At 64.1% G+C, this 13,274-nt stretch carries 15 protein-coding genes and 1 pseudogene; 5 read left to right on the top strand and 11 right to left on the bottom strand.

What is annotated here, in order from left to right; translation table 11 throughout:
• Window positions 1-52: 52 nt before the first annotated feature.
• Window positions 53-1,357 carry a carboxylesterase family protein gene (locus RHBS_RS01055; protein ID WP_237668910.1) on the top strand — a complete coding sequence of 435 codons (1,305 nt, stop codon included), beginning with the start codon at window positions 53-55 and terminating at the stop codon, window positions 1,355-1,357.
• Between the two features lie 25 nt (window positions 1,358-1,382).
• On the opposite strand, the gene RHBS_RS01060 is transcribed toward RHBS_RS01055, so the two are convergent.
• Genes RHBS_RS01060 through RHBS_RS01075 form a run of 4 tightly spaced genes read right to left on the bottom strand, consistent with a single transcriptional unit; the run spans window position 1,383 to window position 4,310 of the window.
• Window positions 1,383-1,763: a hypothetical protein gene (locus RHBS_RS01060; protein WP_128644616.1), complete on the bottom strand. Its 381-nt coding sequence runs from the start codon at window positions 1,761-1,763 to the stop codon at window positions 1,383-1,385.
• A gap of 11 nt (window positions 1,764-1,774) precedes the next feature.
• Complete coding sequence (locus RHBS_RS01065) at window positions 1,775-2,917, bottom strand: NAD(P)/FAD-dependent oxidoreductase (protein ID WP_128644617.1); 1,143 nt, start codon at window positions 2,915-2,917, stop codon at window positions 1,775-1,777.
• Window positions 2,914-3,111 carry a ferredoxin gene (locus RHBS_RS01070; protein ID WP_128644618.1) on the bottom strand — a complete coding sequence of 66 codons (198 nt, stop codon included), beginning with the start codon at window positions 3,109-3,111 and terminating at the stop codon, window positions 2,914-2,916. Before RHBS_RS01070 ends, RHBS_RS01065 begins: the two co-directional genes overlap by 4 nt.
• Entirely contained in the window at window positions 3,108-4,310 is a 1,203-nt protein-coding gene (locus RHBS_RS01075) for a cytochrome P450 (protein WP_128644619.1), read from the bottom strand. The genes RHBS_RS01070 and RHBS_RS01075 overlap by 4 nt, the downstream gene beginning before the upstream one ends.
• 136 nt (window positions 4,311-4,446) lie before the next feature.
• On the opposite strand from RHBS_RS01075, the gene RHBS_RS01080 reads away from it, so the two are divergent.
• Window positions 4,447-5,115: a TetR/AcrR family transcriptional regulator gene (locus RHBS_RS01080; RefSeq protein WP_128644620.1), complete on the top strand. Its 669-nt coding sequence runs from the start codon at window positions 4,447-4,449 to the stop codon at window positions 5,113-5,115.
• Between the two features lie 10 nt (window positions 5,116-5,125).
• Here the strand turns inward: RHBS_RS01080 and RHBS_RS01085 are convergent, their stop codons facing one another.
• The 3 genes from RHBS_RS01085 to RHBS_RS01090 all read right to left on the bottom strand — a co-directional run bounded on the left by RHBS_RS01085 (window position 5,126) and on the right by RHBS_RS01090 (window position 6,441).
• Complete coding sequence (locus tag RHBS_RS01085) at window positions 5,126-5,338, bottom strand: hypothetical protein (RefSeq protein WP_128644621.1); 213 nt, start codon at window positions 5,336-5,338, stop codon at window positions 5,126-5,128.
• A gap of 4 nt (window positions 5,339-5,342) precedes the next feature.
• Window positions 5,343-5,486 (bottom strand): hypothetical protein, encoded by a 144-nt coding sequence (locus RHBS_RS28645; protein WP_187298314.1) that lies wholly within the window; start codon window positions 5,484-5,486, stop codon window positions 5,343-5,345.
• A gap of 118 nt (window positions 5,487-5,604) precedes the next feature.
• Window positions 5,605-6,441 (bottom strand): ANTAR domain-containing response regulator, encoded by an 837-nt coding sequence (locus tag RHBS_RS01090; RefSeq protein WP_128644622.1) that lies wholly within the window; start codon window positions 6,439-6,441, stop codon window positions 5,605-5,607.
• Window positions 6,442-6,754: 313 nt separating this feature from the next.
• On the opposite strand from RHBS_RS01090, the gene RHBS_RS29565 reads away from it, so the two are divergent.
• Entirely contained in the window at window positions 6,755-6,943 is a 189-nt protein-coding gene (locus RHBS_RS29565) for a hypothetical protein (RefSeq protein WP_128644623.1), read from the top strand.
• A gap of 4 nt (window positions 6,944-6,947) precedes the next feature.
• On the opposite strand, the gene RHBS_RS01100 is transcribed toward RHBS_RS29565, so the two are convergent.
• Genes RHBS_RS01100 through RHBS_RS01115 form a run of 4 tightly spaced genes read right to left on the bottom strand, consistent with a single transcriptional unit; the run spans window position 6,948 to window position 11,113 of the window.
• Window positions 6,948-7,709 (bottom strand): lysophospholipid acyltransferase family protein, encoded by a 762-nt coding sequence (locus RHBS_RS01100; protein WP_128644624.1) that lies wholly within the window; start codon window positions 7,707-7,709, stop codon window positions 6,948-6,950.
• Between the two features lie 51 nt (window positions 7,710-7,760).
• Window positions 7,761-9,539: an FAD-dependent monooxygenase gene (locus RHBS_RS01105; protein ID WP_121871215.1), complete on the bottom strand. Its 1,779-nt coding sequence runs from the start codon at window positions 9,537-9,539 to the stop codon at window positions 7,761-7,763.
• Window positions 9,536-10,462 carry a fumarylacetoacetate hydrolase family protein gene (locus tag RHBS_RS01110; protein ID WP_128644625.1) on the bottom strand — a complete coding sequence of 309 codons (927 nt, stop codon included), beginning with the start codon at window positions 10,460-10,462 and terminating at the stop codon, window positions 9,536-9,538. The genes RHBS_RS01105 and RHBS_RS01110 overlap by 4 nt, the downstream gene beginning before the upstream one ends.
• Before the next feature lie 15 nt (window positions 10,463-10,477).
• Window positions 10,478-11,113 (bottom strand): VOC family protein, encoded by a 636-nt coding sequence (locus RHBS_RS01115; RefSeq protein WP_128644626.1) that lies wholly within the window; start codon window positions 11,111-11,113, stop codon window positions 10,478-10,480.
• 118 nt (window positions 11,114-11,231) lie between these two features.
• Between RHBS_RS01115 and RHBS_RS01120 the strand changes: the two genes are divergently transcribed.
• Together RHBS_RS01120 and RHBS_RS01125 are read left to right on the top strand one after the other, a co-directional pair.
• Window positions 11,232-11,861, top strand: coding sequence for a TetR/AcrR family transcriptional regulator (locus RHBS_RS01120; RefSeq protein WP_128644627.1), 630 nt, complete (start codon window positions 11,232-11,234; stop codon window positions 11,859-11,861).
• 267 nt (window positions 11,862-12,128) lie between these two features.
• Window positions 12,129-13,274 (top strand): annotated as a pseudogene (locus RHBS_RS01125) (pyruvate dehydrogenase); the annotation flags it as partial.

Consider the following 13,274-nt stretch of genomic DNA (forward strand, 5'->3'; position numbering starts at 1 on the left):
ACGCCACGGGCGGACGATATGCTCACGCTGTTCGACAGAGGGGGTTCTGGACTTGAACGACGAGACAACGGCCGGGTCGACGCGGCGAACGATCACGGGCACCACCAGCGGAGATCTCGAAGCAGTCGAAGCCGACGGGCTGATCCACGCACGGGGAATCCCCTACGCCACCGCCACGCGCTTTCGGTGGCCCGAACCGGTCGACACCCCGGGTACGACGCGCGACGCCACCCGCCGCGGCCCGGCCTGCGTTCAATTGCCCTCTCGGCTCGACAATGTCACCGGTCCGATGATCGACCGGCTCGAACAGAGCGAGGACTGTCTCGTGCTGTCGGTGACCGCTCCCGCTGCGGCCGAGGGACTTCCGGTCATGGTGTGGCTGCACGGCGGCGGCTACGTCTCCGGCGGCGGGGAGGCCGAGAAGTACGACGCAGACCACCTCGTCCGGGAGGGCGTCGTGGTCGTCAGCGTCACCTTCAGGCTCGGCGGCTTCGGCTATCTGACCCCGAAAGACTCGGGGGACAGCAACATCGGTGTTCAGGATCAAATCGCCGCACTGCGCTGGGTGTCGACCAACATCGATCGATTCGGCGGCGACCCGACCACTGTGACCCTGTTCGGTCAGTCCGCGGGCGGCGATGCCATCCTTTCGCTGATGGCGTGCGAGGCGGCCGCAGGGTTGTTCTCGCGAGCAATCGTGCAGAGTGCACCGCTCGGATTGCGCTCGGGCCGTTCGGCGCTGTACGACACGGCACGAAAGGCTTTCGCGAGTCGGTTCTCCACGGACCCGGCCACCGCACCTGCGTCGGAGGTTCTCGATGCAGAGCGGGCCGTGACTCAGGCCGTGCGCAGGTTCGGCGCCGCGGGCGGAATGCCGTTCGGGCCGGTTGCTCACCTCGAGCCACTGTCCGGTGACCCCGACGCCGCCCTACGCAAGACAGCCACTCGCGTCGAACTTCTGATCGGTCACACCAGGGACGATGCTGCGCCGTTCGTCGACATCGTGTCGAACATGCTGTGGCTGAACAGGTTCGGCGTTGTCAGTTCGGTGCTCACCGCTCCGGTCGTCCGTCTCGTCACCAACATGCTGTTCGGTGTGGATTCGATGGTGAAGATGTGGCACCGCGCCGGTGGTCGGGTCGCGTCATACCGAGTCGACTGGGCACCGAAAGGTGCACCGTTGGGGGCATGTCACTGCATCGAATTGCCGTTGCTGTTCGGTGACGCATGGTCGGACGCGCCCATGTTGGCCGGCCACACACCGCCGCCGGCGTTGGCCGCCACGGTACGTCGGACATGGGCAGCATTCGCCAGAGAAGGAGTGGCCGGGCTGCCTGCGCGTTCGCTGGTGTTCTGACCGGCCCACTCCCTTTCCTACTGCGTCAGAGCTGTATATCGGCAAGCACACCGGCAACGACGAAACCTCCGGCGATTGCGCAGCCTGCCACGCGCGTGCGCTGCGGCAGATACGCGGTCAGAGCGAAGGCACCGGTATCCCAGACATCGACTGCCACCCCGGCGCGCAGCAAGGGGCGCACCAACGTCGGTGCATACCTGGTGGCCGCATAGAGCCCGCCACCGATGTAGATCTCGCGGATTCCGAAGGTGCGGGCGGCAGCACGCGTGGTTGCCACAGCGGCGTCGGGTCCGGCCAGGAGTTCGTTGGCGCGAGTGGGCGCGATCATATGGGCGATTCCGATTGCCGCACGGCCCAACCCGACGATTTCGGGAAGGCGTCGTACAAGTGTGGTGCCGATAGCCATGGTTACATTCCTCAGGTAGTGGAGACAGTGTTCTCGCGAGCCAACCGCCGGAGCAGACCGACGGGCTTCTTGATGCCGAATGCGACGATGGTGGTGCGGCCGTCCTCGTGGGTCCACTGCAGCAGGGCAGACCCGTCGTCGACGGATCCTTCCAGAACGGTCGGATCTCCCTGCAGGGGAAGAGGACCGACGACTTTGATGGACAGCCCCAGGATCTCGGTCCAGAAATAGTCGTCGGTGGGTGGGCAGGTCGGTTCGACGCCGAGAGCGGAGGCCGCAGCAACTTTGCCCTGCGCGACGGCATTCGACCAGAACGGTGCTCGACGCGACGCCGTGCGCGAGTACGCGACATCTCCGGCGGCAAAGATACCGGGAATGGTTGTGGCACAACGGTAGTCGATCCCCACCCCCAACCGGTCCGCGATACCGGCACCGTCCAGCCAACTCGTCTGCGGCTCATCACCGGCGCAGGTGACGACGAGGTCGGCAGTCAGCGTTCGATCTGCGAACTCGATACCCGCGACGGGATCACCGACCAACGTGACGGGGGCGTCCGCCCGAACGAACTCGACCGACGCAGCCTGGGCTCGCGCGACTATCGCGTCGGACAGGAAGGAACCCAGGAGCCGCTGCAGCGGTGGATCCACATCGACGACGGTCACCGCGATTCCGCGTGCAGCGCAGGCACTCGCGACTTCCATGCCGAGGAACCCTGCACCCACCACGACTGCGGTAGAGGCCTCGTCCAGTGTCGAACGCAGGGCGCGGACGTCCGCGAAGGTCCGCAGCACGCTCTCACCCGCCTGATCAGGACCGGCGATGCGCCGGGCGGACGCTCCCGTGGCCACGATCAGAGCGTCGTAGGGAACGTCGATTCCGGCAGTCGTGGTGACCAATCGTCGCGTCGTATCCATCGACACCGCGGGATCGACGATCGCCGTGATACCGAGATCCGACAGGTCCCACGTTTCGGCCTCGGCTGCTTCACCTTTGAGCACATGCTTCGACAACGGCGGTCTTGCATAGCAGCCGTCGTCGTCGGCACCGATCATGGTGATCGGACCCTGGTGCCCACGGGCGCGGAGCTCGCGGACGGCGGTGCACCCGGCGATGGAGTCTCCGACCACGACGATGCGACGGTCGGCGGCGCTCACTTGCTCTCTCGGAGCGCCGCTACCGGACACGCGCCGACCGCCGAGCGTGCCGCGGAGGCAAGGTCGTCGGGTATGTCGCTGCCGTCGAAGGAGTAGTGCAGCTCGCCCTCGTCGTCCAGGCTGAAGACCTTCGGAGCTTGATCGGCACAGATTCCGTGCCCTTCGCACCGATCCCAGTCGACGTCGACTCTCATTGCTGTGTCCCTTCTGCTGCCACCAGTTTCAGCGGCAGACGTTCGTATCGGTGAATGACGTTGTTGACGGCCCTTTTCGGTGTTCCCGAGGGAACGAATCGTTCGACCCGACGCGCCAGCACCCGCAGCATGGTCTGCGCTTCGAGACGCGCCAGTCCTTGACCGGCGCAGCCGTGGGTTCCCGAACCGAAGCCGAGTTGGCGGGCCGCATCGCGGGTGATGTCGAACGTGTCGGGGTTGTCCCACTCGCGCTCGTCGCGGTTCGCCGACGCGTAGATCACCAGCACGCGGGCCCCTGCGGGAATCCTCGATCCGCCGACATCGGCGTCGCGCACTGCTCGTCGGGAAAATGCTCGGATGGGTGACTCGTACCGGACGACCTCGTTGACGGCGTTGGGAATCAGGTCCGGGTTCTGCCGTATCGCCTGCCATTGCTCGGGATGTCGAGCGAACAGGTCCAGTGCGCCGGAGATCGCTCCGATGGTGGTGTCGAGTGATGGGCCGAGGTAGTCGATCATCAGAGCCGGGCACGCCGACTTCTCGAGTCGATTCTCGTCGGCGGCGATCAGCACGTCCTCGCCCATACTTCCGGGCAGGACCGACCGCTCGCGCACCACCCGCTTGGAGAAGCTCAGCATCTCGGTGGCAGCCTTCACCGCGGTCGCCGAATGTCGATTGACGGGGCCGAGGGAGTCGAACGTTGCGCCGGCCCAACGGAGGAGGTCTTCGCGGCCGTCTTCGGGCCAGCCGACGAGGTCGGGAACGATCGACATGGGCAGTGCCGTTGCGAGGTCGTCGACGCCGTCGACGAACTGCTTGCTCAACGCGGCGTCGACGATGCCTTCTGCCTTCTCCGAGATCGCCGTGGTCATCTTCCGGACAGCCTTCGGAGTCAGCCGGTGGGCCAGAACCGCGCGCTTCGATGCGTGCTCGTCGCCGTCGCTGTTGAGGGTCGTACCCCGGCCGAGCCGGTTGGCGATGGGATTGAGCGCGACGCCGTCCCCGGAGACGAAGGTCTCGTCGTCGAGCAACACCGCCTTGCACTCGGCGTACCGCGTGATCGCGAACACCTGCTGGCCTGGGAGCCACACCACCGAGCCCAGTTCCCGCAACCTCGCGTAGTGCGGGTACGGATCGAGAATGGCGTCGGTGGAGTAGATGTTCGTTCGGTACTGGGGAATCGAAACAGCGTGAGTCATGTGCAAGTCCTCGATGCAGGTCAGTTAATGACGATATCGTCACCCATGAGAGCATCGCCAGTCAAGGCTTTTGACGAAATCGTCATACTTGACAGGCGATAGGCTGGCCTCACAACTTGTCGAGTAGGAGCAGCCCGTGGTGGAAGGCAACCGTGTCGCGCGCCGAAAGGCTCGCACCAGAGCCGCTCTCGTTCGGGCCGCGCAAGGATTCCTGGCGAGCGGCAACACCAACGCACCAGTTCTGGAAATAACCCAAGCCGCCGACGTCAGCAATGGATCGTTCTACAACTACTTCGAGACCAAAGAAGAGCTGTGGCAGGCGGCCATCGACACGGCCCTCGAATCCGCAGGCGACTACCTCGACTCCCTCACCGTGGGCCTGGACGACCCGGTCGAGAAATTCACCCAGTCCTTCAGATTGTCCGGACGACTCTTCCGCCTCGAGCCGCAACTGAGTCGCGTCCTGCTCAATTCCGAGGCAGCGGCATTCGCCGCAGCCGGAGGCCTGGCACCGCGTTCACGCCGCGATATCGAATCAGCCGTCGCCCAAGGGCGATTCGATGTGGACGACGCAGATGTCGCCCTCGCGATCGTGGCCGGTTCACTGCTGTCCATCGGGCGACTGCTGCTCGCCCAACCCGAGCGCGACGAAGCGGCAACCGTGGACGGCACGACACAACGGGTCCTGCGGGCACTGGGAATCTCCGCCGAGGAGGCCGAAACACTGTGCAGCCGAGAACTTCCGACGTCGTACAGCGGTGGAGTACACGCGGCCATCGACCCCGCTGCACAGTCGTTGACCTAGCCGACCGAAGTCAGTCGTCCTCGGCTCTGAGCGCGACGCTCAGCGCCTCTTGCGCCGATATGTCCGCGTCGATCGCACTGCGCATCTCTGCATCGTCATGGTCGACTAGCAACGGAACATCGGAGTCGGACTGCCCGCGTACACCGGCGAGTCCGTGCTCGCGATCCTTCGCTCGCCGGTAGACGGCAAGGGCCTCGTCCTGCTTCTCACGTGCGGTGGCCATGCCGTCAGGCCCGGTGGTGTCGCGCAGGGGCCTGGGAGGACAGCGCGACAGGCACCGGTGAGGCCACGGGTTCGACCGTACGATCACTACCCCGCGTGCTCATCTTCATGAACTTCTGCAGTTCGTCGTGGATAGGTGTGTCGGTCATGAGACTCGACCTTCTCGACCTTCGATGAAGCGGGTCGGTTCGGTTTCGTGTGAAACTTCGTCTGCGCTCGTTCGGCGGCGTGACACCGACCCTACGGCCCGTGTCCAGACCGATCGACTCACCGATGCTGACGTGTGCCCTCGACAGCCGAGTCCACTACCCGCGCCGCCAAGACCGCCAACCGAGTGTTCTCACGTGGGGACTGCTCGGCCAGAGCGGCGAACGCGGCCTCGGGGGAGATACCTCGCACAGCGATCAAGATGCCCTTCGCCTGCTCGATGGTGGCACGGGTTCTCATGGCCTCGCGCAGACCGGCTGACTCCTGCTTCGCTTCTTCCGTATGACGTGAATTCCACACCGCGGCCTCTACCGCCGTGACGAACATCTTGACCAGGACTTCGTCGACGTCTCTGAAGCCATCACCGTCGAAACTGTAGATGTTCAGTGATCCGGCGTGTTCGGAGTCGACTGCAAGCGGTGCGGACAGATAGCTCTTGACTCCTATCCCTTCCGCAGCGGATGCAAACGTCGGCCAGCGGATCGCGGCCTCGTCGATCCGAACACAGACGATGCGGTTGGTTCGAGCGGCTTCGAGACAGGGGCCTTCGTCGGCGTCGTATTGGTCGGTGTCGACATCCACGACACGCGCGTCCGAACACGCTGCAGTTGCAGGATTCTCCGAATCATGATGCAGCAGAGTAACTCCTGCCATATCAGCTCCCGGAACTGCAGCGACTGCCTGCTCGCACAGCCCTTGGAGAAGCGTCTCGAATCGACTGTGCTCGAGCAGAATTCCACGGAAGATGTCGAGCGCCTCGAACGTGTCTCGAGCGAAATAGCTTTCCGCAGAGGGCGGGCGCGTCGGTGCCGACAGAGCCTCGAGTATCTCTTTGTCGAAATCGGATGCCTCAGAGGTTTCGTTCGGCGTCGAATGTTCGGATGGTCGGTCGGTCATTGGATCGAGTCCCAGATGGTGCAGTCATTACACCTGTCGACGTGCACGAGGCCTGTCCACGGTGATGACCTTCACCGGATTCCTTCACCGTACGCCCGATGTCAAACCGACAGGTACGGTCCGGACAGTCACGTCATCGGCTATCGACGTGCTGGGGGCTCGGGGTCTACTGTCGCTGACGTCGACGAGTTCGATCGCGAAGAAGCGGCAGTCGATGGCCGGCCTCCGTACACAGCGCAGGGTTGCGGCGACTCGAACCTCGGCACACTTTCCTGCCGAGGACACATGCTGCTCGACCGAGACACGCACGGCAGTGGCATTCGACGTACAGGATCGAGTACAAGTGCTCACCTACAGCTTCAACCTCGATTACCGAGGTATCTGCCCCATCTGTGGACACATCACGTTGGGAGAGAACGTTATCGATTCGCCGGCCGTGGGACCTGCCAACAGCCGCATCTACGCCTCCTGCGAAGCGTGCGGATGGGAAGGACCGGGCTGACAGCTCAGCCGATCACCGGCACGCGGTCCTTGGTCAGTTCGTCGAGTTCTGCCTGCATCACCGAGTGAACGCGATGCGCGAATTCCTCCGCGGACTCGTCGGGCTCGGGACGCATCGGCGCGAGCACCGACGTCTGGAGCTTCGTCGGTAGTGGGAGATACGGAAGCAACCCGACCACCCCGACATTGACGCCCCAGGGAATGGATATCGACAGGGGCACCGTCTTGACCCTGAATGACGACTTGTGCAGCCGAAGCGCTTTGGCGATGCGCTTCCCGCTACTGAGGACGAGGAGAGACTCACCAGCCCCCGCGGTCACCACCGGAACGATCGGCACCCCGGCCTCCATCGCCAGACGGGCGTAGCCGCTGCGTCCGGCGAAGACGATCTCGTTGCGTTGCCGCCACGACTTGAGTGCATCGAGGTCGCCGCCGGGGAAGACCAGAACATTGTGTCCTTCTTCGAACGCATCGAGAGCGTTCTGTCGAGCAGCCGGCCGAGCGCCGAACGGCTCGAGCAATTTCCCTGCACGCAGCGTCCACGCGATCTGGTGCGTCAACGCGATCACTTCCCTGGACAGGTCCAGATCGTCGTACGCTGCTGCGAAGGCGAAGACGTTCAGATCGATCACTCCGCCGAACCCGTGATTGCACACGAACAACACAGGCTCGTCGGGAACCGGTTGCGCGACCGACACTTCCAGGCGGTTGTACAGACGAACCGCATTGATTCCCATGGCCCGAATCGCGCGAGGTACTTTGTGCATGCGCGCACTCTAGCCGGGCGCACTCGCATCCATACGAGGTTCGGTTTCGGTCTAGGAAACGGCAGCGAAGTACGGCGCCCACTTCGTGTTCAGAAAGCCGGTGAGCGACGCACCGGCATCGGACGCCGAGCCTGCGGTACGCCACGCAACATGTCCGTCGGGGCGCACGAGCACTGCCCCGACCTCGCCCACCTCGTACAGGTCGATCAGTTGCCTGCGCTCGGTTCCGGTCGGCGCATCGGCCGAAACCGTGACCACCCCGGGCCCGCCTGCTGCGAGCGTCGAGACCACTGGGGCCCACTCGTCACCGGCAAACGTCAACAGTGTCAGCCTGTTCGGATCCAGCGCGTCGTGCGCGTCCACACGCGTGCCGTCCACCGACAGCACCGCATGCGGAAGGCGGGCACCGGGATAGGTGGTGGGGACGTAATCGACCACGTCCTCGGCCGGCGTGCTCGACGCGTCCTGCGCGATCAGCGAACCGGCGTAGAGGTAGCCGAACTGCAGGCCGGTCGAGACGAAGTGCTCCACCTGAAGCGGAATGGCGTCGGCGATCTGCTGCCGCAACCCGGCCGATCCGGCGAACTGTGGGTTCAACCTGCGGGAGCGACTCATCTGCTTCCGCGTTGCCGTAGCGGCGATCGGGGCAATGAATCGACCGGGGATCTTGTTCAGCGGCGCACGGCCCATCGCAGTGGTGGCCTTGGCCAGCATGACATTGGTGATGCCTACCTTCTTCCCGATGGCATCCATCCGAAAGTGGTTGTCCACGCTCTGTTTCGCGAACTTCTCCACCACCGGACGACGTTCGGTGTCGTAGGTGTCGAGCAACGAGTCCGACGCGGCCCCCGACAGGACTGCGTCGAGCTTCCAGGCAATGTTGTGGGCGTCCTGAACTCCCGAGTTGAGTCCGAAGCCGCCGGTATGCGGAAACCGATGCGCAGCGTCGCCGAGCAGCAGGAGTCGACCCCGCCGAAAGCTGTCGGCGGTCTGCGACGTCATCACCCACGTGCCCGTCGACTCCAACTCGAAGTTGTGACCGTTCAACACCTTCGGCAGCGTCTCGGCCCAGAACTGCTTACCGTTGCGGGCAATCTCCTGGTCCGGATGGAGATACGCCGTCATCAGGATGTATCGATTCTCGGCGTGGGCGATGAGCACTCCACACAGCTCGGGCGTGTAGATCCAACTCAGCAACGGCCGCGCATCGTCGGGGAAGAGGGTCGTGGAGGTGAAGAAGGCGCTACCCATGTTTGCCAGAACCGGCCCGGACAGGGAGATTCCGGCCGCATCACGAGTCGGGCTGTTCGCGCCGTCGCACGCGAGCACGTACTGAGCCTGTATCTCGGAGGAATCCCCACCCACCGTGACGCGGACACCGTCGACGGCCGGGTCGACCGACCGCACGTTGACACCACGACGAAAATCGATCAGCGGCTCCGCCTCGATCGCGTCCCACAACACCGGCATCAGGATGTGCTGGCCGATGTGCGAGACCATGAACGGGCTCTGGCTCTCGACGATGGCCTTGCGATCGGGATCCGAGAGCAGGTCGATCGACCCGATCGCGCCATCGGCCAGACCGCCGTACCAGCTGATCAGGTTGACGGTCTCGTGCGGCGGCGACATCGCAGCGATCGACTTCGCCAGCTCCGGGCCGTACTCGTTCCAAATCTCCAACGTGCGGGCATTGATCACATGCGCAGCCGGATGGAACAGTGGTTTCTCCCGACGCTCGAGGACGATGCTCCGAATCCCTCTGCGAGCCAGCAGAAGTGCAGCAGTGGTTCCCGCCGGCCCCGCCCCGATGATGACGACGGGTGCGGTCATCGGACCACGGTCCTCTGCGTGCCCAGATCGATGGCACCGTCGGCGGTGCGGATACTCGCCGTGATGACGTCGTCCACCGACAGATAGTTCGGGTTCTTCGCCTGGCGCGCGAAGAAGAACTTCCACTTGAGGGCAGGCGGAATCAACTCGCCGACCTTCTGCACGAACTTGGGCGGAGCAGAAATGGCGGTCCCGATCGGTGTGCCGGTCAGCAGCACATCACCGGCCGTCATGTTCTGAAACCTGGCCAACCTGGTCAGAGCTTCGGCAGGCGGGGTGATCAGGTCGTTGCCGATCGTCTGATCCTGACGCGATTCTCCGTTGACGGCCAGGCTCATGTGCAACTCGGGGATGCGGCGCAATTCGTCGTTGTCGAGAAGAACCAACCGCGGCCCGAGTGGGGTGAACGTGGGATACGACTTGCTCTCGTACACCTGCACTTTGGTCAGCTGGATCTCACGCGCAGAGACGTCGTTGGCCACCACCAACCCGGCGACGTACTTAGACAGCGTGTCGTCGGTGACCGTGGTTCCGATCGGAATCTCTGCTCCGACCACGACCCCCAGTTCGATCTCGTAATCGAGCAGTGCGACCTCGGGTGGCTGCCTGATGGGATCGTTGGGCCCACTGATCGAGGCCGACGACTTGCGGAAGAACGTGGGCTGCAGAGTCTTCGGGTCCGACCCGGCGTCGATGGCGTGCGAGCGATAGTTGAGCAGCTGCGCCACCACCCGGCACGGAGCCGTGACGGGAGAGACGAGTTCGAGTTCGGCGACACCCGTGCCGGGCCCCGACGCGGCGGTGATGGCATCGCGGTCGGCGAGCAGCTGCCCGGTGGTCTCGGCCGACGTCTCGATCTCGATCGCGCGGTCGCCATCGAGACGCCACCAGGCATCGGCGGTACGGATTACGTTGACAGGCATAGCTTTGAAGTCCCCCTACAGAGTTTTCGGCGTGATGGTCTTCTTGTTGGCGATCACCGGATGACCGGGCCGAGTTCCGGCTTCACGCCGACGAAGTTCTTCGTGCGGCACGCCGTTGCGTAGCTGACTGAGCAGGTAATCGGGGTCGATGTTGACGCCGATCGGGTTCTTCGCGAACTCCTCGGTGAAGAAGAACGCCGCGTTGTTGTCCGGATCGAAGTTCTCGACCTGGAACTCGAGGCGAATCCCGTCGGGATCCTCGTAGTAGAGCGAGATCGTGGGCCCGTGATTGATGGACCACACCGGGAGAATGCCCAGACGCTTGAGCCGGACGTAGTTCTCGAGGAGCCGTTCGAGCGAGACGAAGGTCAACGCGATGTGGTCGATTCCGTAGGCCTTGCGCCGAAGCTTGGCCAGCGGGAAGAGGAACCGCACCGGCTTGGGCACCGCGACGATCGCCAGGCGGTGCGACTCGTCGTCCCAGGTCAAGAAAGTGATCTGCTCGTCCTGGTACGCGATTTCGGCACCGAACACCGTGCCGTACCACCGCACCATCTCCTCGGTACGAGCGGACTTCACCACCCAGTGGGCGATGTAGTCGGGTCCGACCCGCGACAGCGCTCGGCCCTGTTCTTCCTGCGTCGAACTCATCGAACTCGCCTCTCCTCGGCAACGCTGATGTGACCTACGCTACGACGGGTTTGACTAGCAGTCAATATATTGAGCATCGGTCAAACCAGCAGGTCGTTCGTGCACTAATGTCGGATCGGTGTCGACCAACGCGTCCCCCGGTGCCGAGCGGTCCCGCCGCGCCCGTCCCCGGATGGACCGTCGACAGGCTCTGATCGACGCCGCCATCGAGCTACTGGCCGAGGGCAACAGTGCCGACATCAGCGCAGCGGCGATATCGCGTCGTGCAGGGGTGGCCCACGGGCTGCTGTTCTACTACTTCACCGACAAACAGGGCCTCGTCGCTGCAGCGTTGGCCGACGTGTTGGCGAAGCTGGCCGAATTCCAGGAACCCGAGGCCGGTGAGCAATCGGTGCGGGCTCGCGTGGAAGGTTTCGTCCGACGCCACATCGAGTTCCTCGAACGTCACCGCGCCCTCTACGTCCGGGTGATTCGCGAGGGAGAACTGGGCGATTCCGTCGTCGAAGACGCCGTCAAAGAAGCCCGCACGGAGGGCGCTCGACAGGTGGCAGCCCTCGCCGGACTTTCGGAACCCCTGTCTCCGTTGCAGAGTGCCGCCATCTCCGGGTGGACCGGCTTTCTCGACCGGACCGCCGATGCGTACTTCGACACCCCCGATCTCGGACTCGATGCGGTGGTCGAATTGGTCGTCGATACCTTCGAGGCGGTAGTGGCAGCAACGCACCCTCGTCCCAAGAAAGACGATTGAGGTCAATACGACCAAGTTCGGTAGCAGCAGGCACCCCTGAACTGTGCAATCTGCACTATTTCTGCCGCATCACTTGCGCAACAAGGGAAGCGACTGGTCCACTGTCCCCCATCGCAGCTCAGTGGCACCCATCCGGCGATTCGCAACCCGAACGCCCGCCCGGACCACAGGACCACACTCGGTCCCGCGTCGTCCGCTCTTCTCGCGTGCCCTCGGCCTCGGCCGGCATCAGGACGTTCTTCATCGTCGATTCAGGAGCAATCTGCCATGACCAGCATCAGCCCCGCCGACCGCCGATCGCCGGTCGGTGACGGCAAAGACCTGCACGATATCGCCGAGCGTGTGCTGTGGCTGTCGACGTCGATGATCCACCACGCCAACCGGATTCGGCCGAACCCCACCGGGCTGAAGGTCGGCGGGCACCAGGCATCCTGCGCGTCGATGGTGTCGATCATGACGTCACTGTGGTTCGAGCAACTGCAATCGGGAGACCGCGTGTCGGTCAAACCCCACGCCTCCCCGGTGCTGCACGCGATCAACTACCTCCTCGGCGAACTGGACGAGAAGTATCTGACGACGCTCCGTGCCTACGGCGGTCTGCAGTCCTACCCGTCGCGCTCGAAAGACCCCGACACCGTCGACTACTCGACCGGCTCGGTGGGAATCGGTGCCACCGCACCGATCTGGGGTGCGATGTCGCGACGCTTCGTCGAGGACCGCTTCGGCCCGGACGACTCCCCGCGAACGGGCTTTCGCGGACGCCAGTACTCACTGGTCGGTGACGCCGAGCTCGACGAAGGTGCCGTGTGGGAAGCGATCATCGACCCCGGTATCGCAGAACTGGGCGAGATCGTCTGGATCGTCGACCTCAACCGACAGTCCCTCGATCGCGTCGTGCCGAACATCGCCGCCCGCCGTCTCGAGAAGATGTTCGACGCCGCCGGGTGGCAGGTCATCACCGTCAAATTCGGTCGACTGCTCGAAGACCTGTTCGCTCGACCCGGCGGTGATGCTCTCCGCACACGAATCCTGGACATGCCGAACCCCGAGTACCAACGTCTGCTGCGCTGCACGGCCGAGGAAGTGCGCACCCGACTGCCCGGATCGGGACCGGATGCGAAAACGATCGCAGACCTGATCGCCGACCTCGACGACACCGTGTTGACCGAGTCGATTCGCAACCTGGGCGGACACGACCTGGATGCGTTGCGCGAGGCCTACTCTCGCATCGACGACACCCGACCGACCGTGATCGTCGCGTACACGGTCAAGGGCTTCGGACTGCCCACTCAGGGACATCCGCAGAATCACTCCTCGCTGCTCACCGTCGACGAGTACGCAGAGCTCGCACGCAGCCTCGACCTGGATCCCGCTGCGCCCTGGGGCCGCTTCGAAAACGACAGCGCCCCGGGC

Origin of the sequence: Rhodococcus sp. BS-15, assembly GCF_000813105.1 — a bacterium.
Classification (GTDB): domain Bacteria; phylum Actinomycetota; class Actinomycetes; order Mycobacteriales; family Mycobacteriaceae; genus Rhodococcoides.